The 26,216-nt window shown below is 54.1% G+C and carries 26 protein-coding genes and 1 pseudogene; 6 read left to right on the forward strand and 21 right to left on the reverse strand.

What is annotated here, in order from left to right:
* Positions 1–2: 2 nt before the first annotated feature.
* Positions 3–596 carry a 4'-phosphopantetheinyl transferase AcpT gene (gene acpT, locus AC4OVU_RS20815; protein WP_017384106.1) on the forward strand — a complete coding sequence of 198 codons (594 nt, stop codon included), beginning with the start codon at positions 3–5 and terminating at the stop codon, positions 594–596.
* On the opposite strand, the gene arnF is transcribed toward acpT, so the two are convergent.
* The 8 genes from arnF to AC4OVU_RS20855 all read right to left on the reverse strand — a co-directional run bounded on the left by arnF (position 568) and on the right by AC4OVU_RS20855 (position 8,744).
* Entirely contained in the window at positions 568–951 is a 384-nt protein-coding gene (gene arnF, locus AC4OVU_RS20820; RefSeq protein ID WP_017693827.1) for a 4-amino-4-deoxy-L-arabinose-phosphoundecaprenol flippase subunit ArnF, read from the reverse strand. The genes acpT and arnF overlap by 29 nt on opposite strands.
* A complete protein-coding gene (gene arnE, locus AC4OVU_RS20825; protein WP_015571497.1) occupies positions 948–1,271 on the reverse strand; it encodes a 4-amino-4-deoxy-L-arabinose-phosphoundecaprenol flippase subunit ArnE in 324 nt (107 codons plus the stop codon). Before arnE ends, arnF begins: the two co-directional genes overlap by 4 nt.
* A complete protein-coding gene (gene arnT / locus AC4OVU_RS20830; protein ID WP_015571498.1) occupies positions 1,271–2,914 on the reverse strand; it encodes a lipid IV(A) 4-amino-4-deoxy-L-arabinosyltransferase in 1,644 nt (547 codons plus the stop codon). Before arnT ends, arnE begins: the two co-directional genes overlap by 1 nt.
* Positions 2,911–3,813: a 4-deoxy-4-formamido-L-arabinose-phosphoundecaprenol deformylase gene (gene arnD, locus AC4OVU_RS20835; protein ID WP_062939217.1), complete on the reverse strand. Its 903-nt coding sequence runs from the start codon at positions 3,811–3,813 to the stop codon at positions 2,911–2,913. The genes arnT and arnD overlap by 4 nt, the downstream gene beginning before the upstream one ends.
* Positions 3,810–5,792: a bifunctional UDP-4-amino-4-deoxy-L-arabinose formyltransferase/UDP-glucuronic acid oxidase ArnA gene (gene arnA / locus AC4OVU_RS20840; RefSeq protein WP_015571500.1), complete on the reverse strand. Its 1,983-nt coding sequence runs from the start codon at positions 5,790–5,792 to the stop codon at positions 3,810–3,812. The genes arnD and arnA overlap by 4 nt, the downstream gene beginning before the upstream one ends.
* Positions 5,789–6,772 carry an undecaprenyl-phosphate 4-deoxy-4-formamido-L-arabinose transferase gene (arnC, locus tag AC4OVU_RS20845; protein ID WP_045348748.1) on the reverse strand — a complete coding sequence of 328 codons (984 nt, stop codon included), beginning with the start codon at positions 6,770–6,772 and terminating at the stop codon, positions 5,789–5,791. Before arnC ends, arnA begins: the two co-directional genes overlap by 4 nt.
* 1 nt (position 6,773) lies before the next feature.
* Positions 6,774–7,913, reverse strand: a complete 1,140-nt coding sequence (arnB, locus tag AC4OVU_RS20850; RefSeq protein WP_110292446.1) for a UDP-4-amino-4-deoxy-L-arabinose aminotransferase — start codon at positions 7,911–7,913, stop codon at positions 6,774–6,776.
* 324 nt (positions 7,914–8,237) lie between these two features.
* Positions 8,238–8,744 carry a phenolic acid decarboxylase gene (locus AC4OVU_RS20855; RefSeq protein ID WP_017384099.1) on the reverse strand — a complete coding sequence of 169 codons (507 nt, stop codon included), beginning with the start codon at positions 8,742–8,744 and terminating at the stop codon, positions 8,238–8,240.
* A 99-nt stretch (positions 8,745–8,843) separates the two neighbouring features.
* On the opposite strand from AC4OVU_RS20855, the gene AC4OVU_RS20860 reads away from it, so the two are divergent.
* The 3 genes from AC4OVU_RS20860 (at position 8,844) to AC4OVU_RS20870 (ending at position 11,321) form a co-directional block, all read left to right on the forward strand.
* A complete protein-coding gene (locus tag AC4OVU_RS20860) occupies positions 8,844–9,725 on the forward strand; it encodes a LysR family transcriptional regulator (protein ID WP_110293048.1) in 882 nt (293 codons plus the stop codon).
* 32 nt (positions 9,726–9,757) lie between these two features.
* Positions 9,758–10,552, forward strand: coding sequence for an SDR family NAD(P)-dependent oxidoreductase (locus AC4OVU_RS20865; RefSeq protein WP_017384097.1), 795 nt, complete (start codon positions 9,758–9,760; stop codon positions 10,550–10,552).
* A gap of 106 nt (positions 10,553–10,658) precedes the next feature.
* The gene (locus tag AC4OVU_RS20870) at positions 10,659–11,321 is read left to right on the forward strand and encodes an HAD family hydrolase (protein ID WP_003861228.1); all 663 of its coding nucleotides are present in this window, start codon (positions 10,659–10,661) and stop codon (positions 11,319–11,321) included.
* Positions 11,322–11,381: 60 nt separating this feature from the next.
* Here the strand turns inward: AC4OVU_RS20870 and AC4OVU_RS20875 are convergent, their stop codons facing one another.
* The 8 genes from AC4OVU_RS20875 to pcoA all read right to left on the reverse strand — a co-directional run bounded on the left by AC4OVU_RS20875 (position 11,382) and on the right by pcoA (position 19,689).
* Positions 11,382–12,407, reverse strand: a complete 1,026-nt coding sequence (locus AC4OVU_RS20875; protein ID WP_015571505.1) for a TerC/Alx family metal homeostasis membrane protein — start codon at positions 12,405–12,407, stop codon at positions 11,382–11,384.
* Between the two features lie 430 nt (positions 12,408–12,837).
* Positions 12,838–13,272: a copper resistance system metallochaperone PcoE gene (gene pcoE, locus AC4OVU_RS20880; protein ID WP_000723069.1), complete on the reverse strand. Its 435-nt coding sequence runs from the start codon at positions 13,270–13,272 to the stop codon at positions 12,838–12,840.
* Positions 13,273–13,489: 217 nt separating this feature from the next.
* On the reverse strand, positions 13,490–14,890 hold the full coding sequence (pcoS, locus tag AC4OVU_RS20885; RefSeq protein WP_001211180.1) for a copper resistance membrane spanning protein PcoS: 1,401 nt from the start codon (positions 14,888–14,890) through the stop codon (positions 13,490–13,492).
* The gene (pcoR, locus tag AC4OVU_RS20890; protein ID WP_001188930.1) at positions 14,887–15,567 is read right to left on the reverse strand and encodes a copper response regulator transcription factor PcoR; all 681 of its coding nucleotides are present in this window, start codon (positions 15,565–15,567) and stop codon (positions 14,887–14,889) included. Before pcoR ends, pcoS begins: the two co-directional genes overlap by 4 nt.
* A gap of 54 nt (positions 15,568–15,621) precedes the next feature.
* Positions 15,622–16,500 carry a copper resistance inner membrane protein PcoD gene (gene pcoD / locus AC4OVU_RS20895; protein ID WP_229692861.1) on the reverse strand — a complete coding sequence of 293 codons (879 nt, stop codon included), beginning with the start codon at positions 16,498–16,500 and terminating at the stop codon, positions 15,622–15,624.
* Positions 16,501–16,555: 55 nt separating this feature from the next.
* Positions 16,556–16,936 carry a copper resistance system metallochaperone PcoC gene (gene pcoC, locus AC4OVU_RS20900; protein WP_000025662.1) on the reverse strand — a complete coding sequence of 127 codons (381 nt, stop codon included), beginning with the start codon at positions 16,934–16,936 and terminating at the stop codon, positions 16,556–16,558.
* Positions 16,937–16,975: 39 nt separating this feature from the next.
* Entirely contained in the window at positions 16,976–17,866 is an 891-nt protein-coding gene (gene pcoB, locus AC4OVU_RS20905) for a copper resistance outer membrane transporter PcoB (protein ID WP_072252507.1), read from the reverse strand.
* A 5-nt stretch (positions 17,867–17,871) separates the two neighbouring features.
* Positions 17,872–19,689, reverse strand: coding sequence for a multicopper oxidase PcoA (gene pcoA, locus AC4OVU_RS20910; protein ID WP_000925243.1), 1,818 nt, complete (start codon positions 19,687–19,689; stop codon positions 17,872–17,874).
* A gap of 234 nt (positions 19,690–19,923) precedes the next feature.
* Between pcoA and AC4OVU_RS20915 the strand changes: the two genes are divergently transcribed.
* Both AC4OVU_RS20915 and AC4OVU_RS20920 read left to right on the forward strand, forming a co-directional pair.
* Positions 19,924–20,373 (forward strand): copper resistance protein, encoded by a 450-nt coding sequence (locus AC4OVU_RS20915; protein ID WP_079953524.1) that lies wholly within the window; start codon positions 19,924–19,926, stop codon positions 20,371–20,373.
* Positions 20,374–20,647: 274 nt separating this feature from the next.
* The gene (locus AC4OVU_RS20920) at positions 20,648–21,385 is read left to right on the forward strand and encodes a peptidoglycan DD-metalloendopeptidase family protein (protein WP_000287499.1); all 738 of its coding nucleotides are present in this window, start codon (positions 20,648–20,650) and stop codon (positions 21,383–21,385) included.
* Between the two features lie 33 nt (positions 21,386–21,418).
* On the opposite strand, the gene AC4OVU_RS20925 is transcribed toward AC4OVU_RS20920, so the two are convergent.
* The 5 genes and pseudogenes from AC4OVU_RS20925 to tnpA form a co-directional block, all read right to left on the reverse strand.
* Positions 21,419–21,616, reverse strand: coding sequence for a DUF2933 domain-containing protein (locus tag AC4OVU_RS20925; RefSeq protein WP_000843494.1), 198 nt, complete (start codon positions 21,614–21,616; stop codon positions 21,419–21,421).
* 40 nt (positions 21,617–21,656) lie between these two features.
* Positions 21,657–23,816: pseudogene (silP, locus tag AC4OVU_RS20930) on the reverse strand (Ag(+)-translocating P-type ATPase SilP); the annotation flags it as partial.
* Positions 23,817–23,854: 38 nt separating this feature from the next.
* Positions 23,855–25,393: an IS66-like element ISKpn24 family transposase gene (locus tag AC4OVU_RS20935; RefSeq protein ID WP_004201219.1), complete on the reverse strand. Its 1,539-nt coding sequence runs from the start codon at positions 25,391–25,393 to the stop codon at positions 23,855–23,857.
* Between the two features lie 48 nt (positions 25,394–25,441).
* Positions 25,442–25,789 (reverse strand): IS66 family insertion sequence element accessory protein TnpB, encoded by a 348-nt coding sequence (gene tnpB / locus AC4OVU_RS20940; RefSeq protein WP_000612626.1) that lies wholly within the window; start codon positions 25,787–25,789, stop codon positions 25,442–25,444.
* Positions 25,786–26,190: an IS66-like element accessory protein TnpA gene (gene tnpA, locus AC4OVU_RS20945; protein WP_491928619.1), complete on the reverse strand. Its 405-nt coding sequence runs from the start codon at positions 26,188–26,190 to the stop codon at positions 25,786–25,788. The genes tnpB and tnpA overlap by 4 nt, the downstream gene beginning before the upstream one ends.
* Positions 26,191–26,216 lie beyond the last annotated feature (26 nt).

The following is a 26,216-nucleotide window of genomic DNA, read 5'->3' on the forward strand; positions in this document are numbered from 1 at the left end:
CTATGTACCAGTTTGTACTGGGAAAGATCTCCACCCTTAGCGCGGACCCGCTGGCGTCAACGCTCGCAGACATGGCACCTCAGGGTGCACGACACGCTTCCTGGCTTGCAGGCCGGACGCTGCTCGCCAGAACCTTATCCCCCTCACCGCTTCCCGAGATAATTTACGGCGAGCAGGGAAAACCGGCCTTCGCTAACGGCCATCCTCTGTGGTTTAACCTGAGCCACAGCGGGGACGACATTGCCCTGCTGATGAGCGATGAAGGTGAAGTGGGCTGCGATATCGAAGTGATCCGCCCGCGGGAGAACTGGCAGGCGCTGGCGAATGCCGTTTTCAGCCTCACCGAACATGACGAGCTGGAACGTGAAGCGCCGGAAGAGCAGCTTTCCGCATTCTGGCGTATCTGGACGCGCAAAGAGGCGATCGTCAAACAGCGTGGCGGCAGCGCGTGGCAGATTGTCAGTATTGACAGCACCGCCCAGCCCCTCCCGGTCAGTCAGCTACGCTTCGGCTCGCTGAGCCTGGCGGTCTGTACCCCTACGCCTTTCACCTTAACGGCGGAAGCGGTTACTTACTCCGGTATTTCTGCGGCATAAAAATGACCAGCACGCCGAGTATAATCAAGCCGACGCCCGCCAGCCCGCGCCAGGAAAAGTATTCTCCCCAGCCGGGCAGTAAAATTGCAGCACTCCACACCAGGATGTAACTGAGGCTCAGCAAGGCATACGCTTTGCTGAGCGCCATACGATGCAATGCCAGATACCAGCAGCCCATTGAGGCGCAATAGCCTGTCAGCCCCAGCATCAGCGCGCCCGTACCGGGGGCTATATGCCAGAGGGCTGCCCAGAAAGCGTCGCTCATCGGGGGCAGCGTCACCATCGCATGACGCAGCAGCAGCTGCGCCACGCTGACTAACACTACGCTGCATAACGCCCAACACGCACCGTTCACAGGCTTCCTCCCAGCAAAATAACCCCGACGATAATCAACCCGACGCCCAGCCAGTGACGTAGCGGGACAGGCTCATGCCAGACGATTTTTGCCGCCAGCGTTACCCAGACAAAGTTAAGGCTCAGCATGGGGTACGCCACCCCGACGGGCAGATGCTGCAATACCACCAGCCAGGCAACCATCCCGCCACCCAGCATCAGCAGGGCCAGCCCAAGCCACAGGGCGACCTGCTGACCGCCGCCTGCCCGGGTCGCCTGTTTCTGGCACAGTTGACCTGCGCAGCTCAACAGGCTTGCCAGCACCAGCCAGATCCAGGCCATCACTGCGGCAGATATTGCAGGTAAGCCAGACGCCCCTGAATCGTCAGGTTGTCCGGTTTTGGCAGCCCGGCGCGGGCCAGGTCGTCGTTTTTCGACAGCAGGATCACCAGCGACACCGGTCCTTGCTGACGATGCGCTTCAAGCCAGTGCGCGATATCATCTTTGCTCACAAAACGCCCCTTAGCGTCCGGATAATCCAGGCCGTATTTCAGCTCACCGCTCTGCCCATACAAAATGATGTCATTACGCTGAAGCTCCCACGCCAGCCCGGAGGCTATACCAACGTTGTTCGCCAGGACGAATTTACTCATCTGTAATGGCTCGCGAACGGAATCCACCAGCGACTGCGGCTGTTTGGAATCCACTACCCGGTCCGGGATCGCAAAACCCACCAGCAGGGCCAGCCCGGCAGGGCAAAGCGCCGCCAGCCACCAGCGCTGCGGATTTTTAAGGGTAAACCAGCCCACCGAGGCCCAGACCAGAAACGCCACCACGGCACAGAAGACTTTGTACAATTCGACCGGTGTCCAGACTGGATGTTTAGCAAGCCCCCATGGCGATACCACCAGCGCCGCCAGCATGCCAAGCACGCCAAACGCGATATTGATCCCACCGTTAATACGTAACGCTTTTTCGGCGACGGTGCAGGCGTAGCGCGCCATCAGGATCGCCAGCGGCGCAAAGCACGGCAGGATATAGGTCGGCAGCTTGCCTTTGGCGATGCTGAAGAACAGCAGCGGCATCACTATCCAGCCCAGCAGATAAAGCCCCGCCCTCTCGTTTTCTCTGTCTCGCCATCCCAGGCGCAGCGAGCCCGGCAGCATCGCCAGCCACGGCAGACTTCCCGCGATGAGGAACGGCAGATAGTACCAGAACGGCGCTTTATGCTGGGCATCGCTCCGGGCAAAGCGCTGGATATGCTCCACCCAGAAGAAGTAACGCCAGAAATCGGGTTCACGCTGAGCGATTGCCAGCCCCCAGGGCAGGACGATAAGTACGCAGCTGAGGATCGCCAGCCAGCCGAAAACCAGCACCTCCTTCCAGCGTCGTTGCGCAATCACCCACGGCAGCACGCCAATCACCGGTACCGCCAGCGCCAGGAAGCCTTTGGTCATGACGCCCATGCCGCAGGCCAGCCCCAGCAGAATGTAGCCCCCCGCTTTTCCGGCTATCGTTTTCGCCTGCGAAGCCAGCCAGAAGCTGCACATAGCCGCCACCAGCCAGAGGGTGATAATGGGATCCAGCACGGCGTAGGTGCCGATGCCATAGACCAGGAACAGGGTTAAGAAGATCAGGCCGGAGAAGATCGCCACCCGCTTATCCTGCCAGAGACGCCAGGCCAGCCAGATCACCAGCAGCGCCGTCAGCCCGGTGCAGAATATCGCCCCCGCGCGAACGGCAAAATTGGTGTGTCCAAATAGCCATTGCCCGATGCTGTTCACCCAGTAACCGGCAATGGGTTTTTCAAAGTAACGCAGCCCGAGGAAATGCGGGACCACCCAATCGCCGGAGGCCAGCATTTCGCGGCTGATTTCCGCATAGCGCGTTTCATCAGGCTGCCATAACAGGCGAAGGTTGACCGGAAGGAGGTAGTAAACGACAAACAGGGCGAGAAGCGTCAGGCCATAGCGGGCTGTTTTCATAGTGCCGGGCTCACGGTTTGTTGATAGCCAAGCCAGCCTTCCCGGCCAGCCATTTCACGACGGACGATTTTTCCCAGGGGCAGCGTGCCAGGATCCTCCGGCAACAGCTGGCTTAACGGGCAGAACTGAATGCCCTCCTGCGCCGCCAGCGCAAGCAACGCGTCGAAATCCTGCTGATACGCAATGCCTTCCACTTCGGCATGGATGGTATAAACCGGCGTACCGGCATCGCGGTGCATCGCATCCAGAATGTAACGGTTAAACCTGTCGGCACTCACCTCGCGCCCGACCACTTCATCCCACGTCGGAAGAGTGACCGGAATCTGCACCGTGCCGGTTCGGTTTTCCCCCAGCAGCGGTAAAAACGGTCCGGTGCCCCGGCAATCGCTGTTGTAGCGAAAGGCAAAGTGTTCTTTGGCCTTCACCACGCGCTGGTCGGCCCGCCATCCCGCCACGGCGGAACAGCGCACAGGCTGGCCGGTAATGGCTTCCAGCTCCAGCACGCCGCGCTCAACCTCACGCGCCAGGCGGGGGATATCCCACACGCCCGCCCAGGCCTGCCAGGCATGGTGATCCCAGGCGTGCAGCCCCACTTCATGATGCTGCGCGGCCTTGCAGATGATCGCTTCATTTTCCGCGCCGATGCGCCTGCCGGGCCATGCGGTTCCGGCCAGCAGGATATCCCAGCCGTAGAGCGATGCCGCGCGCGAGCGCAGCATTTTGAACAGAAAGGCCGGTTTAACCAGGCGCCACAGGTGACGCCCCATGTTGTCTGGCCCGACGCTGAAGAAAATGCTGGCACGCACGTCGTGCTTGCTCAGCAGTTCCAGCAGCCGCGGCACACCCTCGCGCGTGCCGCGAAAGGTGTCGACGTCAATGCGTAAACCGACCTTTTTCATGATGCCTGTTCCGACAGCTCCACGGTGCGCAGGAAGAAGTCGAGCGTTTCATCAATGGTCTGCTCCATCTTCACCGTCGGCGTCCAGTTCAGGCAGCGCTTCGCATTGCGGATGCTCGGCTTGCGGTGCTCAACGTCCTGATAACCCTTGCCGTAGTAGCTGCTGCTCTCCACTTCGCGGAAACCGGCAAACGGCGGGAACTGGCTGCGCAGCGGGTGACGTTCAAAGCTTGCCAGCAGCATTTCCGCCAGCTCGCGGATGCTCGCTTCGTTGTCCGGGTTACCGATGTTGATGATCTCTCCGTTACAGCGGCCGTCTTTGTTTTCGATGATGCGGAACAGCGCTTCAATACCGTCGCTGATATCGGTGAAGCAACGTTTCTGTTTGCCACCTTCAATCAGCTTAATGGGCGAACCTTCCACCAGGTTGAGGATCAGCTGGGTGATGGCGCGGGAGCTGCCGATACGCGCGGCGTTCAGGTTGTCCAGGCGCGGCCCCATCCAGTTAAACGGACGGAACAGGGTAAAGCGTAGTCCCTCTTTCTCGCCGTAGGCCCAAATCACGCGATCCAGCAGCTGCTTGGAGACGGAGTAGATCCAGCGCTGCTTGTTAATCGGCCCGACCACCAGACTGGAGGTGTCTTCATCGAAGTTATTGTCGGTACACATGCCGTACACTTCCGACGTCGACGGGAAGATGATGCGCTTATCGTATTTCACGCAGTCGCGGATAATCTTCAGGTTCTCTTCGAAATCGAGTTCGAACACGCGCAGCGGGTTACGGGTGTATTCAATCGGGGTGGCAATCGCCACCAGCGGCAGCACCACGTCACATTTTTTGATGTGGTACTCGATCCATTCGGAATGGATACTGATGTCCCCTTCAACGAAGTGGAAACGGGGATTAGTGAGGAATCGACCGATCGCATCGGATCCGATATCGAGACCGTAGATCTCGTAATTGTCGTCTTCCAGCAGCCGTTCGGTCAGATGGTTACCGATAAACCCGTTTACGCCGAGGATTAAGACGCGCGTGCGGCGTTTGATCGCCACCACCGGCGCGCTGGTGATCAGCGCCCCCGCCACCAGCCCCAGAGACTGCGCCAGCTGCGCCCCCTGCACGTACAGCCCGTTATCCGTTTGTCCGGTGACGATCTCCAGCGCCTGCTCGCCGCAGCTCACAATCAGCGGAGAGACGGAGATGACGGTGCCCGGTTTTGCCGCCGGAATGTCCTCACGCACGCGGGATTTCCAGACGATAAATTTACTGACCCCGGCGAAGCTGTACGCGCCCGGCCACGGGTCGGTCACGGCGCGCACCAGGTTATGCAGCTGACGCGCCGGTTTCGCCCAGTCCAGTCGCCCGTCCTCCGGCGTGCGGCGACCAAAACTGCTTGCCTTGCTTTCGTCCTGCGCGGTTTCGGTAAAAGTCCCCTGACGGATCGTCGGCAGCGCGTCGCGAAGCAGGCTTTGCGCGGCGATGCAGAGCTTGTGGTGCAGCTCCAGCGCCGTTTCATCAGCGCCAATGCCCACTTTCAGCTGTGCCACGATACCGCCCGCATCGGCACGGCGTACCATTTTGTGCAGCGTTACGCCGGTTTCCGTTTCACCGTTAACCAGCGCCCAGTTCAGCGGCGCACGGCCACGGTAGGCAGGCAGCAGCGAGCCGTGCAGGTTAAATGCGCCTTTTGTCGCCACGCTCAGGATGTCGTCGCAAAGCAGATTGCGGTAGTAGAAAGAGAAAATCACGTCCGGCGCAAGCTTCTGAATACGATCCACCCACAGCGGATGGTTCACATCGTCCGGGGCGTAAACCGGAATACCGTGTTCAGCCGCAATACGCGCCACCGAGCCGAAGAAGTGGTTTTCCCCGGCAACATCCGGATGGGTGAAGATGGCGGTAATGTCGAAGCCTGCGTCCAGCAAGGCTTGCGTGCCCGTGCAACCCATATCGTGATAGGCAAAGACGACGGTTTTCATGGGTGGTTTTCCTCTTGAGATGCCAGGTGCTCCTGACGGACAACACGTTGAATAAAATAGCGCGGACGCGCGCGAACATCGTTGTAAATACGGCCAATGTACTCACCCAGCAGACCCATACCGATGAACTGGGCGCCAATGAACGTGAACAGCACGGCAAACAGCATAAAGACCCCTTCCGCCGCCCACTGGGGACCAAAGACCAGCCGCAGAACGACCAGCAGAACGGAAAGCGCAAACCCGGCCAGCGCGATAACGCTGCCGAACACGCTCAGCAGGCGCAGCGGCGTGGTGGTCAGGCAGGTGATCAGGTCGTACATCAGGTTGATGAGACGCATGAAGCTGTACTTTGACTCCCCGTGCTCGCGCTCGGCGTGCAGCACCGGGATCTCCGTCGCTTTACGGGCAAAGGTGTTCGCCAGAATCGGAATGAAGGTGCTGCGCTCATGGCAGTGCAGCATGGCGTCGACGATGTGGCGGCGATAGGCGCGCAGCATGCAGCCGTAGTCGCCCATCGCTTTACCGGTGGTGCGCTGGATCAGACGGTTGATGGTGCGAGACGCCAGCTTACGGAACAGGCTGTCCTGGCGGTTTTGCCGCACGGTGCCGACCACGTCGTAGCCTTCGTCGGCTTTGGCGACCAGACGCGGGATCTCTTCCGGCGGGTTTTGCAGATCAGCATCCAGGGTAATCACCAGATCTCCCGTAACGTGGCTGAACCCGGCCATAATTGCCGAGTGCTGGCCGTAGTTACGGTTGAGCAGTACGGCAACAATGTGGCTGCCCTCCGCCTGCGCGGTGTCGGTCAGCATCCGCGCGGAATTGTCGCTGCTGCCGTCGTCAACCAGCAGAATTTCATAAGCTTTGCCGAGCGTCTCGCAGGCGGCAGTCGTGCGGCGGATCAGTTCCGGCAGGCTCTCCTGCTCGTTATAGACCGGGATCACCACGGAAACTTTTTGTACAGGCGGCGCACTGAACATATCAATGTCCTGCAAGCTGATGGAGCGCGGTAATGACGCGGGTTGTGTCGTCATGGGTCATGTCCGGGAAAAGAGGGAGAGAACAAATACGCGCGCTGTTCCATTCAGAGTTCGGAAGCGACACATCAGGGAAACGCTCGCGGTAGTATTTTTGCGTATGTGCCGCACGGAAATGCAGGCCCGTACCGATGCCCTGCTCCTTCAGCGCGGCCATCAGGGCATCACGCGAGAGGCCGCACCGGGCCTCATCCACGCGAATGATAAACAGGTGCCAGGCGTGCAGATGCGGCCATGACGGAATGCACAGCGGCTGGAAAGGGGTATCCGAGAGTTCAAGCAGGTAGCGGTCGGCAATGTCGCGACGGCGCCTGTTGGCTTCGCCCAGCTTGCCGAGCTGCACCAGCGCCAGCGCGGCGTTGATATCCGCGAGGTTGTATTTAAAACCCGGGGTGATGACCTCGGCCTGCGGCGCGCGGCCATGGGTCTGGCGGTCATAGGCATCAACGCCCAGACCGTGGAATTTCAGGCTACGGATGTTTTGCGCCAGCTGCTCGTCATCCGTCACCACCAGCCCACCTTCGGCGCAGGTCATGTTTTTGATGGCGTGGAAGGAGAAAATTGCGGTGCCCCGCCAGCCCACATGACGGCTGTGGTAGTACGTTCCGGCGGCATGGGCCGCGTCTTCAATGACAGGAATACCGTGACGTTCACCGACGGCGCGGATGGCGTCAATATCGCACGGCGCACCCGCATAATGAACCGGCACAATGGCTTTGGTGCGAGGCGTAACGGCGGCGTCGACCGCTTCAGGCGTCACCATCAGCGTGTCTCTGTCGACGTCGATCATCACCGGTATGGCACCCAGCAGCACGATCATATTCAGCGTCGATACCCAGGTCAGGGAGGGCGTAATCACCTCATCGCCGGGACCAATCCCCATCGCCATCAGGGTGACGTGCATCCCCGCCGTGGCAGAGGAGACGGCAATCGCATGACGGTTTCCCGTAAGCGTACAGAACGCCTCTTCAAGCATCTGATTTTTCGGCCCGGTGGTGATCCAGCCGGAGGTTACTACCTCCTGTATCGCGGCGATTTCCTCCGCGCCCATTGAGGGCCGGGAAAAAGGCAAAAAATCACGCATTATTAATTTCCTTGAGTTATGCATGGCAACTTTTTGATATTAACCAAATGCCGATTCGTTTATTTCAACGAACCATAAACTCATCTCAAGGTAACGTTCATTTCTTAGGGAAAAATTAAGATGGTGATAAAAAGGAGGGGTGAATTTATATAAATTCATTATTAAACAATAGTTTAAGTAATTATGAATTATTTATTATGTGATTCCGCTCACCGTATTAAAGTCAATTATCTAAACCAAACATCAACAAATAAAAAAATCCCCGACCATTTCCAATAAATATGAAATGAGTCGGGAACTTTTCTTTTTAGTTAATTGTCGCGCTTATTTTAAATTATCAGGAAAGTTTTTTGGCAACTCGCTGGCCGCGCACGCAATAACGCTGTCGTCATTCGCACCGCAGTCGCGCACGAAGGTGATGGTCGCAAATTCATCAATCACTTCGGTTGGATACGCTGGCCCGGCATCACGGTAGCTATTCATCAGTGGAATGTGATCGTTCTGGAAGCAGACGGTTTTTTCCGGATTATTCATGACCCAGCGCGGGAAGAAGATGGTGCCGTGGAACAGGCTGTCGCCCAGGTTCACGATCAGGCTCACGTCGGTACCGGTTGGCTCCGTCCAGGAAATTTTATAGATGCTCTCCCCAACGCGAACAATGTAGGCCTGCTGATCTTTCACCCAACGGTTGCCCACCAGACCGCTGTGAATACGGTAGTCCAGGGTGTTTTCGTTTTTAACGTAAATTTCGTAATTCCAGCCATTATCGTAGGTATATACCAGATGTTTGCCGACGAAGCCGCTTAAATCATGTTTATCGAAGGTGCTCATACGATGTCTCCTTTGTTTTGATGAGACGATCGTACCCCTTCAAAAAATGAATAAATAACGCTATGTTTGAATCAAATTCATCCAAAATTTAGATTAATTATGCACAAGACGACGCTCGAACAGTGGGCCTTGCTGGAGAGAGTCATCGAGGCTGGCAGCTTCGCTAAGGCGGCGGAAGAGACCCACCGCAGCCAGTCCTCGGTCAGCTATAACCTGTCGCTGTTGCAGGAGCGGCTGGGCGTGGCGCTCCTGATGACAGAGGGACGGCGTGCCGTGCTGACACCGGCGGGTGAGCTGTTGCTGAATCAGGTTAAACCGCTGCTGAAAGCCTTCGCCTATGTTGAAACGCGCGCTGCGACCCTGCGCAGCGGGATGCGAACCCGTATCGACCTGATGGTAGACAGTATTTTTCCGCGCAGCCGGCTGTTCGCGATTTTGCGCCAGTTTCAGCAGCTGTACCCGCAAACGCAGGTGCGGCTTACCGAGGTGCTGGAAAACAGCCGCGCGGATGCGCTCAATGATGAAGCCGACGTGATGGTCTTAACCCGCCGCCAGGACATTACCGGCCTGGGGGAATGGCTGATGAATATCGATTTTGTTGCCGTCGCGCATCACGCTCACCCGCTGTTTGCGCTGGATACACCGCTTAACGACGAGGTGCTACGACCGTGGCCGCGCATTCAGATCGCAGACAGCCAGCCCACCGCTCACCCCACCGGGGAGTCGTGGACCTTCTCCACCATCGATGCCGCGATCGAAGCGGTGATGTATCAGGTTGGATACGGCTGGTTACCGGAAGAACGCATTCAGACCCCGCTCCAGCAGGGCATCCTTAAAACGCTGCCGCTCAGCCACGGCGTACGTCGCGCCACGCCGCTGCACCTCATCGTCAAACGCTCCCTCAGCCCGCTGGACGAGCAGGTTGAGACGCTGTTGCGCCTTTTTAAACAGGAGCCGTCATCGTCAAGTGCTACGCTTTAAGTTTTGAACCATAAGATGACAAGGAGCGAATGATGAAAATTGATTTAACGGGGAAAGTAGCGCTGGTGACCGCGTCCACCGGCGGTATTGGGTTTGCCATCGCCCGCGGGCTGGCGGAGAGCGGTGCGGAAGTGATCGTGAACGGGCGCAGCGTCGACTCGGTGAACAAAGGCATTCAGGCGCTACAGCAGGTGGTGCCTGGCGTACAGGTCCGTGCCGCCATCGCCGATCTAAGCTCGCAGGAGGGCGTTGACGAACTGCTCAGGGTCGCCTCGCACGTCGATATTCTGGTGAATAACGCCGGGATCTATGGCCAGCAGGATTTTTATTCCACGGACGACGAGACCTGGGAACGCTACTGGCAGACCAACGTGATGTCCGGCGTGCGCCTCTCTCGTGCCCTGCTGCCCGGCATGGTACAAAAGGGCTGGGGTCGGGTAGTGTTTATCTCGTCAGAATCGGCCTGCAATATTCCTGCGGATATGATCCACTATGGCGTGACAAAAACCGCCCAGCTCTCGCTGGCGCGCGGTCTGGCGAAGTTCGTGGCAGGCAGCGGCGTGACGGTGAACAGCGTGCTGCCGGGCCCGACAATGTCGGACGGTTTTGCCGCGATGATGAAAGACGAGATCGAAAGAACCGGTAAATCGCTGGAACAGCTGGCGAAAGAGTTCGTGATGGCGAATCGCCCCAGCTCGGTGATCCAGCGCGCCGCCACGGTGGAAGAAGTGGCAAATATGGTGGTATATGTCTGTTCCATGCAGGCCTCCGCGACTTCCGGCGCGGCGCTGCGCGTTGACGGCGGCGTGGTGGATGACATTGTTTGACCCGTCAGGCCACAGGTTCAGGAAAAAATGCGACCTGATATAAGGACTGTGAAGGTAAAGCAGGTAAACTAGTGAACAGAATGTGTATTTCAGCTAAGACGTATTTATGACCAATATGATTGCCGACGAAGCCGTGGCGAAGTCCAGCGTGCTCTCTGTCTTTGACTTTGATGGTACGTTGACGCACCACGACAGTTTTATCCCGTTCCTGCGCTTTGCCTTTGGCAAGCGCTACTTTGCTGGCCGACTGGTGCGCATGGCCCTGCCTACGCTGCACTGTGTGCGCCGCAAGCTGACGCGAGATGAGCTGAAAGAGGTGTTGATCAAAACCTTCCTGACGGGGGTGGATGAGCACTGGTTACGTCAGCAGGCGGAAGCCTTCTGTGAAAAATACTGGAACAAGCTGATGCGCCCGGAAGGTGTGCTGGCCGTCGCCAACGAGGTCAATTCCGGTGCGGAAGTGACGATTTGCTCTGCTTCCCCGGCGCTGGTATTGCAGCCGTGGGCCGATAAGCTCGGCATTAAGCTGATTGGCACTCAGCTGGAAGTGAAAGACGGCAAGCTGACCGGGCGGATCACCGGCCACAACTGCCGTTGTGCCCAGAAGGTGGCGAGGCTGGAGAAGGTGTATGGGGATTTGAACGCGTATCACCTGCGCGCCTGGGGCGACACGCGTGGCGACCACGAGTTGCTGGCGGCGGCGCAGGATCCGCACTGGCGGCATTTTCATCATCCGAGCAAGCGCCGAAATTCACCAATTAAGGGTTAGGTGCGGCCCGGTGCCCTCACCCCGGCCCTCTCCCACAGGGAGAGGGAGAAAAGCGGTACATCAGGCCTCACGTTTTCCCGGGAACATCACGCTCGCAATAATCCCCAGCGCCAGTACCCCCAGCACCACAAACAGGCTTGCCGTGGCGCCGATGTTATAACCGTGATGCCAGAAGTGGTCGGTCGCATTCAGCCCCAGCTTGAACGCCACGAAGAACAGCAGTAACACTACCGCTTTCTCCAGATGCACCAGATACTGCTTCAGCGCTTCCAGCACGAAGTAGAGGGTACGCAGGCCGAGGATCGCGAACATCATTGCGCTGTAGATGATCAGCGGCTCACGGCTGACGGCGATGATTGCGGGTACGGAATCGAAGGCGAACATCACGTCGGACAGCTCCACCACCGCGACGCAGAGCAGCAGCGGCGTCGCGTAGCGCTTCGCCTTCTTCACGCGGCCTACCATCACATCCTTGTTTTCAGGTTTCTCCAGTTCGGCATCCACCTCTTTCTGGGTCAGGATAAACGCATGGCTGCTGATTTTTGGCCACACCGGGTAGAAGCGTTTCACCAGGCGGTACGCCAGATGGTTGGAGTAATCTTCTACTTCATCGCTCTCTTCATTGCGTTTCAGCATCATCACCGCCGTCCAGCCGACGACCAGCGCAAAAATGACCTCAACATACGGTCCCAGGCTCAGCAGGCTGGTGCCAATGGCAACAAAAATACCACGGAACACAATCGCCCCGAGCACGCCCCAGTAGAGCACGCGGTGACGATATCTATCCGGCACGCCAAACCAGGCGAAGATCGCCATCATCACAAACAGGTTGTCGACGGAGAGCACCTCTTCCAGCGCATAGCCGGTCAGGAACAGACTGGCCATCTCCGCGCCGTGGTGCACGTATAAGAATCCGGCGAAGGCCATCGCCATCATGACCCAGAAGATGGACCACATGACCGCGCTTTTCAGCGAGATCGGTTTATCGTGACGGTGCATGAAGAGGTCGATAAACATCGCCCCAACGGCCATCACCACGAAGACAACAACGGTTTCCGTCGGGAAACCGAGATGAGCAGCAGACATAGACAACCCTTTTAAGAAGACAAAACACCATGCACACAATAAAAAGCGTGGACCCGTTAAGGACGCAGCACGCTAAAAAAATAAATATTAACCGTTCTTTTCAGCTGTGTAGAGACATTAAAGTTGTATCCTTTAACCTGAAAAAGACTTTAAAGTTGTAAAGTTTTAAAAAAAACACATACAAAACATGATGCTAAGTGTGTATCACACGCTGTTCCAACATTATGCCTTGATGTTCTTGCAGGAACTGCAATTTACAGGAGGAAAAAGGTGTTTTTGTAGTTATCTGGCGTTACGTGACAGTGTTGGTCAGATACTTCCACCTCTTCAGAGTTAAAGTTTGATATATGGGAAAAAAAAACGCTCCCGGACGGGAGCGTAAGCCAGTGACTTCGGCGTCAAATGAGGGTCTAACAAGTGGAGCTGCGGGTTAATTCTGGGTGATCTGACTGCGATGCTTATCAGCCTGCTGCTGGTGAACAACGGAAGACTGACCATTATTCGCCTTCTCATGTACAGCTGCGGCCTTCTCATGCTCGCTCATTTCAGAAAATGACTTTGCTGTTTCGTTGGTAGCTCCGGGTTTAGCTTTCATCATTTTTTTATGCATTTCAGCCATGTCCTGGTGGGCAGCAGAATTGCTGTTTTGCATCATGTCATGGGACATTGCGGCCTGATCGTGACTGCTCATATCCATCATTGTCATGCTGTCTCCCTGAATTGCACTTTTTTCAGCAGATGACTGCATCTGGTGGGCAGGTGCCTGTGCATTATTTACCTGGTCATGCATGTTCATTGTCTCTGCAGCCATGGCAGATGAAGCGGCAGCCATAATGGCAACAAATGATACGAGAATCTTTTTCATGGTTGGGTCTCCGGTGTTTACATACCCAAACAATCAATGGCTTATAACAGAGAAAGCAGTTGATCTCAGGGCGGGTTAATCATCACTCCAGGAACCAGGTGATTGTGTTATCACGCTGCTCCTGATTTATGAATAATTATAAAAAACCGCCTCTGTTTATCGCGTGACTGAATGATGACAATTTTGTCACCTTCCAGGTTTCTCCTGAACAACGGGATTAATCCATTAACAGGCGCACTTTGAACACAATTTCACGCCCCTGCTGTTCTGCTGACAGCTCGCCGCCGTGAGCATGAATGATCGACCTTGTAATTGATAATCCCAGCCCCGCGCCTTCCGTGTTGTAGAACCTTGATGAGTCTGCGCGATAGAACCGGTCAAACAAACGTTCCAGATTAGCGGGAACCTGGCCGGACATCGTATTCGTAATCATCACGTTCACACAGTCACTGTCACGCTCAAGGTGTATCGCTGTACAGGTGTTATCGGGAGAATACTTGATTGCATTGGAAAGCAGGTTACTGAAAGCACGTCGGAGCATATCGCTGTCTCCGGCAACAACGCCCTCTCCTTCAACCGTGATTGTCTTTCCTGTTTCGTCTGCCAGGGGCTCGAACAACTCACGTAATTCATTCAGTTCGGCTGCCAGATCCACATCATGTTTATCCAGCCGCAGCAGACCATGCTCTGAACGTGCCAGAAAAAGCATGTCACTGGTCATTCGTGACAACCTTTTCAGTTCTTCCAGGTTAGCGAATAAAATTTCGCGGTAATGCGAAACATCCCTTTCCTTAGCCAGTGCAAACTGCGTCTGCATCATCAGATTACTGACTGGTGTGCGCAGCTCATGCGCGATGTCAGACGAGAAATCTGACAGTTTCCGGAATGCCCCCTCCAGGCGATCAAACATATTATTGAACTCCTGCATGGTCTCAGAGATTTCCGGCGGAGCCAGATCGGGATTTAGACGCTGATCCAGGCTGTGTACGGTCATGGAGGAAGCCAGACTGGTCATTTCCCGTAGCGGTTTCAGACCAATACGTGTGGTCAGCCAGCCCAGAAAAACAGAAATAAAGACCAGACCGATATTGAACCAGAACAGCCAGGTACTGAGTTTGTCCATAAACAGGGTGTGATACCCAGTATCCGTGGCAACCGTAATGATGACATGTTTGCTTTTACCCTGTTCCGGCGTCACGGCAACCCGCCGCGAGATACTGCGGTACACGGTGTTATTTTCTTCCGTCTGGATCATATAGTCGAGAATATCACCTGACTTATTAAGCAGGACCGCTGGAACAACAGAATTTTTGGCATAGAGTTCAACAATTTTTTCATTTTCCATGTTTTTTATAGAAATGAATAAGCCATTGTGCCCCACCATCGCATCGTTTATTTTTTCTGATAATGACTTAATATCCGTTTTGTTCCTGAACGTCTCTGTTTTAAGAAACTCTTCGGTGAGCTGAAGTTTACCTGTCAGAAAATCGCGGTCCTGATTATCGAAATAGCCATTAAGGGTGCTAATCAGGATAAAACTTGATAACCACCATACCGTAAGCATCACCGCAGAAAAAATCAGGCTCAGGCGTGTGGTCAGGGAAATTTTGAACCTCACTCTTCTCTGATCTCCAGGACATATCCGGCACCGCGAACGGTATGGATCAGTTTTGGCTCAAAGTCATCATCAATTTTACTTCTCAGACGTCTCACGGCGACATCAATCACATTCGTATCACTGTCAAAATTCATGTTCCAGACCAGGGACGAGATAAGACTCCTGGGTAACACTTCTCCGGTGCGTTGCAGCAGCAACTCAAGCAGAACGTATTCTTTACCGGTGAGATGGATCTTCTTCCCCGAACGGATCACGGTCCGGCGCACCATATCAACGGTCATATCGGCGATGGTGCAGACTGTTGCGGCCTGCGAGCGTGCCCGGCGCAGTAGGGTTCTTACACGTGCAACCAGCTCCGTAAAATCAAAGGGCTTAATCAGGTAGTCATCTGCGCCAAGCTCCAGTCCTTTCACTTTGTCCCGCACGTTGTCCTTTGCGGTTAAAAACAGGACCGGTTCTTCGTGCCCGGACTCCCTCAGTGCGCTGATGATTTGCCACCCGTCGAGGAAAGGCAGCATCACGTCCAGTATTATCAAATCATACTGTCCCTTCGACGCGGCCCCGAGACCATCGCGGCCATTATTAAAGAGATCGGCCTGATAGCCTTCCTCAACCAGTCCCTGCTGCAGGTAACGACCTGTTTTTTGTTCGTCTTCAACGATTAAAATACGCTGCATGGTCAACTCGCTGATATGAAAGTAAAAATCTCACGCATGAGCTTTGGCTGTCCCCTAGCTGACCTGAGACGGAGCAAGCATTCCGAGCCACGCTACGGCGCCCAGAATGATAATCGCAACAACGAATTCTGTCAGGATGCTGTTTCGCATCAGGGCAACGCTGCGATCATAATTCCCTTCCCTGACCATAACTTCAAGCCGGGGACCCAGGTGAAACCGGTTTGCTGCAGCCAGAAGAAGCATCAGAACAAACAGAGCCGTCTTGGCAAGCAATATCCTCCCCCAGGAACTATTGAATAAGGGAGTTAAGTTACCCTCAGCAATATACAGATAGTTGACCAGCGCACTCAGGATCAGGGCTACAACAATCACCGTTCCTGCCGTGGCAAATTTTGCCAGGGAGTCAGATATCACAATGACGCTCTGTGCATTATGCTCGTTTCTGCGCATCAGCAGGATAGCAAATGCAACCAGAGCACCTGTCCAGGCACCTGCAGCGCCGAGATGGGTCAGATCGCTCAGTAAATGGAGATAGTAATGCAGACCGTCATGCATAACGGCGTGTCCTCCCCAGGCAAGTGTAGCCAGCGCCACGCCCCCACTCATCGTCATCAGCAGGCAGGACAATACTCTCTTATTAGTGTAAAGGAACAAAGCACCGAGTGTGGTAAACAGGGCACAGAGCCTGACAATCCAGCTAATACCCACATCAGTTTCTTCTATCACCATCTCGATAACATGGATGGATAATTCTCTGAGGTCAGTTACTCCACTCATGGCATTAGATACCAGGAGCATATTAATGCCAGTAAGAATGATGCCTGTAACAACAGCAAAGGTTATAAACGACCTGAAATTAGTCAGGTTATAGGTTTCATGTCTGACACCGCTTATTCCATATATCTGAAAAAATGGCAATCCAAATATTACCATCAAATCCAGATAAAGAAGAAAACGAATAACAATCATAATCAGGTCGTTCATAATATTACTTCACTGTAAAGGTGTAATTACCGGTAATAGGGTGCGTATCTGAAGAAACCGCGCGCCAGTCAACACGATAAGTGCCAGCGGGTAAAGGCTCTCGCGGAATAATGACCATCGATTTAGGGTCAGCGCCTGGCGCCACTTTTGCCGCGACCGGCATCGGAGAATGTGATGACATGCCTTTCATACCCGTCATCGTTAATTTTGCACCTGAGAATTTCACGGTCAGATTTTCCGAGAAATTAAGCTGAATCTTTTCCGGGGCCGCTACGGCTGAATCAGCCTGTGGCACAGAGCTTTTTAATTCCGGATGGGCCATAGCAGAGAAAGCAACGCCCATAACGAGGCCACCTGTAAGAATGGCTTTATTTAAAATCGACATTTTATTTACCTGTTTAGTTGAGTGTTTTATATCAGTGCGTTAAAACCAGATTCTGGCTCCCGCCAGGAATACTACCTGATGGTCTTTCTCACCTTCTCTTTTCGCCATATCGGATGTTTTCCCGTAAAGTTGATTCCAGGAAACGCCTATATAGGGTGCAAACTCACGGCGTATTTCATAGCGCAGCCGGAGCCCCAGCTCTGTGTCAGTCAGTCCCCTGCCGCGACCCCGCGATTCATCATCCTGACTGTAGAAATTCACCTCATAGGATGGCTGGAGTATGAGCCGGTTAGTCAGTAAAACGTCGTATTCTCCTCCCAGACGAAGGGCTGCTTTTCCGCCATTACTGACAAAACCCGTAATTTCAGACTCAAAATTATAGAGTGCCAGCCCCTGAAAACCGACAGCAGCCCAGGTCCGGGCAGAAGCAGGTCTGAAATCCTGCCTGACACCCGCAACCAAATCCCACCATGGGCCAACCGCATGTCCCCAGAGTAACTGCGCTTCAGCCGCCTCCGTTTCCCCATTGCTTCGTTCACCTTCACTCTTTAGCCAAATCCGATCTGTGTCGCCTCCAATCCAGCTGTTAACACTCCAGCTGAAATTGTTGGTGTTATCCGACCGTTGCCATTCCAGTTGATCCAGCAGAACCAGATAATTAATCGCACTGTCGTGAATCGCATGCCCCTGTAAATTGCCGAATGCAGCCTTCCGGTCGGCATCGGTAACAGGCGGAATTGGCGTTCTGCTCTCAGTTACAATGGGCTCCATTGACGTCATCTCAGTGAAATTCTCATCTGCTGGCATCTGCATGGCAGACATGTCGTGCCCGGCGTGGGGATCTGCAGAGACGGAGCCCGCCGCAATAGAAAGCTGTGAGGTAAACAAACAGGCGACCAGAACAGGTATGGCCTTCAAATTTCTCTTCATTCGCATCATTCCTCCACCCGGACTTCACGAAACATTCCCATTTCCATGTGATAGAGCAAATGGCAGTGATACGCCCAGCGGCCAAGCGCATCTGCTGTCACTCTGTAACTGCGTTTTGTACCAGGGGGAACATCTATTGTGTGTTTACGAACCATGAAATTACCGTTTTCATCTTCCAGATCGCTCCACATACCATGCAGGTGAATGGGGTGAGTCATCATGGTATCGTTGATCAGCGTGATCCTGAGCCGCTCACCGTATTTCAGCAGCACCGGTGCGGCATCTGAAAACTTGATTCCGTTAAATGACCAGGCAAACTTTTCCATGTGGCCGGTTAAATGCAGTTCTATGGTACGGCCAGGTTCACGTCCGTCAGGATCCTCAAAGCGGCTTTTCAAATCCGCGTACGTGAGAACCTTTCTTCCGTTATTTCGAAGACCAATACCCGGATCATTTAATTTCGGAGAGACGCTCATCGCCTGCATATCAACCAGTGGGTTATCCGTTTCTGACGCAGGATGACTTTGCATACCCGGCATTCCGGCCATCCGGGAATGATCCATACCGGCCATGCTGCTGTGATCCATGGGCGCGGAGGATGTCCCGCTATCCGGAAGGTCAGCACCGTCCATAGACATCATCTCTCCGCTGTTATCCATGCCTCCCATCTGGCTGTGGTCCATTCTTGCCATATCATGTCCCATTCCCCCCATACCCATATCTTCCATGGTCAACAGAGGACGAGGATCGAGGGGGGGAACGGCAGCACTTAACCCCTCTCTCGTGGCCAGTGTCCCTCGAGCGTAACCGGTCCTGTCCATGGATTGTGCGAAGATGGTATAGGCCTCACCCTGAGGCTCCACAATGACATCATAGGTTTCGGCAACGGCAATCCTGAATTCGTCAACGGTAACCGGGTTTACATACTGGCCATCTGCAGCCACGACCGTCATTTTCAGCCCGGGGATACGGATATCGAAATAGGTCATTGCCGAGCCGTTGATAAACCGTAAGCGTATCTTTTCACCGGGACGGAACAGTCCGGTCCAGTTTTTCAGCGGGGCCTGCCCGTTCATGAGATAGGTGTAGGTGTAGCCACTGACATCCGCGAGGTCAGTCGGATTCATTTTCATTTCAGCCCACATTTTCCGATCGGCAATGGTGGCTGACAGCCCCCTGGTATTCACGTCGCGGAAAAAAGAGCCAACGGTTGGTTTATTGAAATTGTAGTAATCCGACTGTTTTTTTAATTTTTTCAGCAGGCTGTGAGGATTTTCATCGGTCCAGTCAGACAACATGACCACATGCTCACGATCGTAAGCAAACGGTTCTGGCTCCCTGGCATCGATGATAATGGCACCGTATACCCCCTCCTGTTCCTGCAGACCGGAATGGCTGTGGTACCAGTAAGTCCCGTTCTGCTTAACCTTAAAGGTGTAAACGTAGGTATCATCAGGCTCTATGCCCATAAAACTCAGCCCCGGAACACCATCCATATTGGCCGGAAGAATAATGCCGTGCCAGTGAATGGACGTCTGTTCATTAAGACGGTTTTTGACCTTCAGGGTAATGGTGTCACCTTCTTTCCAGCGAAGAACGGGCCCCGGCAGGCCTCCATTGATTGTTTTGGCCTGACGCTCACTGCCCGTGATATTGACGGCCGTTTCACCAATGGTCAGGTCAAACTGAGTACCCTGCAGGGATGCGGCAACTGGCAGGCTCAGACTGGAACGCGCATTGAAACTCCATACGCCAAGACTTCCGGCTACGCCAGAGAGGGTTAACCCCTTCAGGAAAGTTCGTCGAGACGTTTTCAACAGCATGCGCATTCCCTTATTTAAAGTATGGTTACTGACAGAATTCGAGAACCGATTTAAATTAAATTACTGGTTCATCCACTTACAATGAAATGAATCTAGCACACCTTAAGAAACAAATTCATTACAATCGTGTAATGTACATAGCTGTATTACATTTACGTCATCTTCCCCACAGGTTGATTATTTTTATATATGATCATAAGGACATCTTTTATGTACCTCAGAAGGTAATTACACATGAATATATTAATCACGGCCACTGCGTTTACAGCTTTATTTTGTGGGGCAGCTTTTGCTCAGTCCAGTGATATTGCCCATGAAGCACATCGATTTGTTAATAATGCCTCAGCCGTCAGTCATGTGAATTCCTCGACGCATGAAAACTTACCGGACAGGGTTAATAAAAACAACACGCCCTCATTCTCTGAAATGAATGAACATGAAAGGGCCATTGTTGCTCATTCATTTATGAACAACAGCGCGTCCTATGCACATCAGAAAATGATTGAGGAACATAAAAAAATGCTGTCCGACAGTGGTGCAAATTCAAAGACCTCCTCTTCTTCTTTTAACGAACTGAATGCCGGAGAGAAAGCCGCCCTCGTGCATGAGCAGGTCAATAATGCCGGTGCGGAAGCTCATCAGACACAGGCAAGAAAGCTTCCCGGCCTGTATTCCTCCAGGTAACTGCAAGCGGGTTAGTGCTTAGCAGGGCTTTACTGACGGGTTACGTAGCAGGACATGAGCCCCATATTGCTCTGCCGTAACCTGTTTCAGTCCCGTTAATCATCACCGTCAGGCTGGTCATACAGTTCCCAGATCTTCAGGAGCAAACGGGAAACAAGATATGTTACAAAAATGACGACCATCAACGGTGCTCCCGATTAACTGGCAGATGACACGCCTCCTGAAAACCCCTAGCATACGCCGCAGTGTTCATGCTAACGGCGAATTCCAGTAAATGTATTCTACCGATGTCGTAAAAGAAAATGCTTACCTTTCAGCCACCCGCTCGGGGCTGGAATCGAACGAGATCGCTATCCTTCAGCGCTCTTTGCCTTCCCGCTTTAATCTTCGGCATTTGAAAAAAAATGAATCATTAAAACTCGTACTGCAAAAGAAAGCGGGAAAATCACGTGTAGTGGCTTATAAATTTACGTCCGGCTCATTTAATTACACGGCGTATCGTATATCAGACAAAAAGTTCTATAATCTTTCCGATACTTCCGGGAAAGGCAGTCTCGATTATCCGTTACCAGCCACAGCAAGACTCAGTTCACCTTTCAATCCTGCAAGACTTAACCCGGTATCGGGAAAAGTGAGTCCCCATAATGGCATTGATTATTCCATGCCCATGAACACGAAAATAGTCAGCGTCATCGACGGAAAAATCACCCGGGCCGAATACAACAGTACCATGGGATATTTTGTTGAAGTAACGGGAAAAGCCGGTGTTAAAACTCGCTATCTCCACCTCAATAAAATACTCGTTACTAAAGGGGCCAGAGTTACCCGGGGAGGTGCTATTGCGTTATCCGGTAACAGCGGACGTTCATCCGGTCCTCATTTACATTACGAGCTGGTCATCAATAACAATCCTGTTAATTCACTGGCGTTCCGGGCATCGGCACCCGCTGATAACAAACTCGAACAGCATGCCTTTGCGCATGCCAGAGACTACGAACGATACCTGGACTGATAACGGGACCGCGACGCGGCCCCGTTTGCCGGATTAATTTTTTTTATCGTTTTCGCTTCCGTGATGTTGGTGATCCCCATGCCCTCCGTGGCCGTGGAAAAGATGCATTAGCGGGCAGACCAGCAATAACAGATATGGCCAGTAACCTGCCACATGTGACCAGTGTTCTCGCAGGAGGGCAAATGCCGCGATCGCGGCGACAGCAATAAGCGCATAGGTGGTACTTTTCATACTGGACTCCTTCTGTTCATAACAGACCCTTCACTCAGTGTTATTTCCCGAGCCTGACACTTTTCAGACGCAACGCATTCACAATGACGCTGACGGAAGAAAGAGCCATGGCCGCCGCCGCAATAACTGGCGACAGCAGTATTCCATACACAGGATAAAGCAGGCCTGCAGCCACCGGCACACCAAGTGCGTTGTAGATAAATGCAAAAAACAGATTCTGTCGGATATTTTTCATGGTGATCTCTGACAGATGACGGGCCCTGTTCAGTATCATCAGGTCGCCTTTGAGAAGGGTGACTCCGGCACTTTCAATTGCCACATCTGTACCCGTTCCCATGGCTATTCCCACGTCAGCCGCTGCCAGCGCCGGGGCATCATTCACACCGTCTCCGGCCATCGCAACCACATGGCCAGACGCTTTCAGTCGGGTTATCACTGCTTTTTTGCCATCCGGCAGAATCCCGGCTTCAACCTCATCTATTCCCAGTTTCCGTGCGACTGCTTCAGCGGTAAGCTGGTTATCCCCGGTGAGCATAACGATGCGGATCCCCGCCTGACGCAACGCTTTAAGTGCATCCGGCGTGGTTGCTTTCACGGGATCCGAAATAGCTATCAGGCCTGCAAGGTCCCCGTCCGTGGCCACATAGATAACGGTAGCGCCTTCCATCCGCAACGTATCCGCAACGGCCTTTTGATTATCAACAACGATACTGTTTTCCTGCATAACCAGTTCATTACCAATAACAATCCGTTGACCTTCGACATCGCCTGTGACACCTTTACCCGACGGCGCATCGAAATGAGTGACTGCGGGTATTGCGATCCCCTTTTCCTGTGCTGCTCTGACGACTGCCATACCCAGCGGATGCTGCGAGCCTTTTTCCACTGCGGCCGTTACACGCAAAAGAGAGGCTTCCCCACCCGGACTGAGACTGATAATTCCTGTCACCGTAGGCGAACCTTCCGTGAGCGTGCCTGTTTTGTCGACAACCAGCGTGTCCACTTTTTCAAGACGCTCAAGGGCTTCGGCATTTTTGATTAACACCCCGGCCTGGGCTCCTTTGCCCACCCCCACCATTATCGACATCGGCGTGGCCAGCCCCAGCGCGCAGGGACAGGCAATAATCAGGACCGACACAGCCGCAATCAGACCGTGCGCCATCCTGGGCTCGGGCCCCCAGACAGACCAGATCACGAAAGCAACAACCGCGATAAGTATCACCAGAGGAACAAACCAGCCTGAAACGCTGTCAGCCATTCTCTGGATGGGGGCTCGCGAACGCTGTGCATCAGCGACCATCTGAACAATTCGTGAGAGCATCGTTTCATCTCCGACTTTCTCTGCACGGATGATAAGACTACCTGTCTGATTAATCGTCCCCCCAATGACAGGGGCACCCTCCGTTTTGGTAACCGGCATAGACTCCCCGGTCACCATCGATTCATCAACGGTTGTTGTGCCTTCGACCACGATACCGTCGACCGGAATACTCTCCCCAGGTCTGATGCGGAGCTTATCGCCAGGCAGGACATCTTCCGCATTAATATCCGTTTCATGACCGTCATGGTCCAGCCGCCTGGCGGTTTTGGGGGCAAGGTTCAGAAGCGCAGTAATGGCACCTGAGGTTTGTTCCCGTGCCCGCAGCTCAAGAACCTGTCCCAGCAGTACAAGCACCGTAATTACTGCCGCGGCTTCAAAATAAACGGCCACCAGGCCATCCATGTTTCTGAACGATGCAGGAAACCAGGAGGGGAAGACAGTTGCAATGACGCTGTAAACCCAGGCTACGCCGGTCCCCATAGCAACAAGGGTAAACATATTCAGGGAACGGTTACGTAACGACATCCCGGCCCGGGCGAAAAATGGCCAGCCACACCACAACACGACAGGAGAGGCCAGAAGCAGCTGCAGCCATGTGTTGTACTGTGGCGATACTATATTTCTCAAGGCGGGAAACAGATGAGATCCCATTTCGAGTATCAGAACCGGAAACGCCAGCAACAACCCCAGCCAGAAGCGTCTTGTCATGTCGCGAAGTTCATCGCTTGGCCCCGTGGATGCCGTGGCTACGAGTGGTTCCAGTGCCATTCCACAGACAGGACAGCTTCCTGGACCACGACGGCGTATCTCCGGGTGCATCGGGCATGTCCACACACCTTCAGAAATATCGTTCTCCGCCTGGTGGTGAGGCTGTTTTATCGTAAGCGTGCAGCGAGAACCGTATTGACGGGGATGTGTTATTCAGTTGGCAGTGCTACGCGCCAGGGGAGTAGTTCGCTGACCCGGTTTATCGGCCAGTCAGCTATAACATCAAGCACATGGCGAAGGTAGCTTTCTGGCTCCACTCCGTTCAGTTTGCATGTCCCGATCAGGCTGTACAGCAGCGCTCCCCGCTCTCCTCCATGATCCGAACCGAAGAACAGGTAGTTTTTGCGGCCCAGGCTGACCATCCGTAGCGCATTCTCAGCTATGTTGTTATCTGCCTCGGCCCAGCCGTCGTCAGTATAGTAAGCCAGCGCCGGCCACTGGTTCAGTACGTACGTGAACGCTTTCGCCAGTTCTGAGTGTCGCGACAGCGTTTTCACCTTTTCACGCAGCCAGCTTTCCAGGGATTTCAGCCGCGGTTTAGCTTTTTGCTGACGTTCTGCAAGGCGTCGCTTCGCCGGCATCCCCCTTATTTCCGCCTCGATGGCATATAACTCACCGATCCGTTTCAGGGCTTCCTCCGTCAGCGCTGACGGGGTGCGAACGTGCACATCGTGGATCTTGCGGCGGGCATGAGCCCAGCAGGCAGCTTCCGTTATCTGTCCATTGCGGTACAGTTCGTTGAACCCGGCGTACGCATCCGCCTGCAGAACACCGCTGAAGCCAGCGAGATGGCTCTGCGGGTGGATACCTTTTCTGTCCGGGCTGTAAGCGAACCACACTGCCGGCGCCAGCTCTGACCCGGCGTTACGGTCGTCACGAACGTACGTCCACAACCGCCCGGTCTTCGTTTTCTTATTACCTGGCAACAGCACCGGGACAGGCGTGTCATCAGCATGGAGCTTACCGTCAGTCAGCACATAGTCCTGAAGCGCCCCTTCCAGCGGTGACAGTAGCCGGCAACACGCATCCACCCAGCCCGACAGCAGTGAGCGGCTCAGCTCCACACCCTGGCGGCCGTATATTTCAGACTGGCGGTACAGCGGGGTGTGCTCTGCATACTTTGAACTCAGCACGCGGGCCAGCAGCCCCGGTCCTGCGATACCCCGCTCGATGGGCCGTGAAGGCGCGGGGGCCTGCACGATGGCATCGCACTGAGTACAGGCATGCTTTTCACGTACTGTCCGGATAACCCGGAAGGCGCTGCGCATCAGCTCCAGCTGTTCGGCGGCATCTTCACCCAGGTAACTCAGCGCACCACCACATTCCGGGCAGCATGACGCTGCCGGCAGCAGCCGTTTTTCGTCACGGGGAAGTGATTCAGGGAACGGTTTGCGGGTACGGGTCTGCCGCAGCGGGCGCTGCACGGCCGGGTCATCCACCCGGCCGGTAAGGGTATCGCTTTCTTTCTGCAACTGCTTAAGGTCGGCTTCCATCTTCGCGATACGGCGGGAGACTTTTTCGGAGCGGCTGCCGAAGTTCATCCGGCGCAGCTTATCCAGTTGCGCCTGCAGGTGATCTATTTCGCGTTCACGCTCGTTCAGCTTTTCCAGAAGGGCACGGTTCAGCGCCTCCTGTTCGGCAAGGAGACGTTTCAGTTCATCGATATCGTCAGGAAGTAAGCTGTTCATACCGGGTATATTACCAGGCTCATTCAGCGTCGACCAGGATAAAGAGGCCTACAACATAGTCAGTGACGTAAGCAGTCTTTTAGGCTGCCGCCAGTCGATACCTTCAAGGAGCATCGCCAGCTGTGCCGGTGTGAGGAACACTTTGCCATCCCGGGCTGACGGCCAGGCGAAGCGGCCGCGCTCCAGCCGTTTGGTCAGCAGACACAGTCCATCGCCGGTAGACCAGAGGAGCTTTACCTGACTGCCATTACGCCCACGGAAGATAAAAACGTGACCTGACATCGGATCGTCTTTCAGCGTCGTCTGCACCTTTGCCGCCAGGCCGTTGAAGCCGTTTCTCATATCGGTGATGCCAGCGACCAGCCAGATCTTTGTCCCTGATGGTAATGGGATCAACGTTTGAGCTCCCGTATCAGCAGGTTCAGGATATTTTCGCTGATGGCACCATTCAGACGGAGTGATCCGTGCCGGAACGTCACTTCACAGCTGATATTGAGTGATTCAGGTGCCGCAGCAGCTACAGGTTGTGACCGGGGGGAGGTTGCAGGGACAACATCTTCGGCATCAAGTGTTATCGGGAACAGCTCAGGCACGTTGTTTTCTGTTGTTGAAGGAGGACGTAGTTTTCCTTCGCGCCAGTACTGGCGCCACTTGAACAGCAAATTATCGTTGATCCCATGCTCACGAGCGAGTTGCGCTACGGAGATCTCTGGTCGATGCGAGAGTTCAACCATTTTGATTTTGAACTCAACGGGATAATTAGGGCTTTTTTTACGCACTGCGGTTAATGATTTCATGGATAGCGTCCACCATATTTGGTGTC

It is taken from the genome of Enterobacter sp. 6722112, from assembly GCF_058661685.1.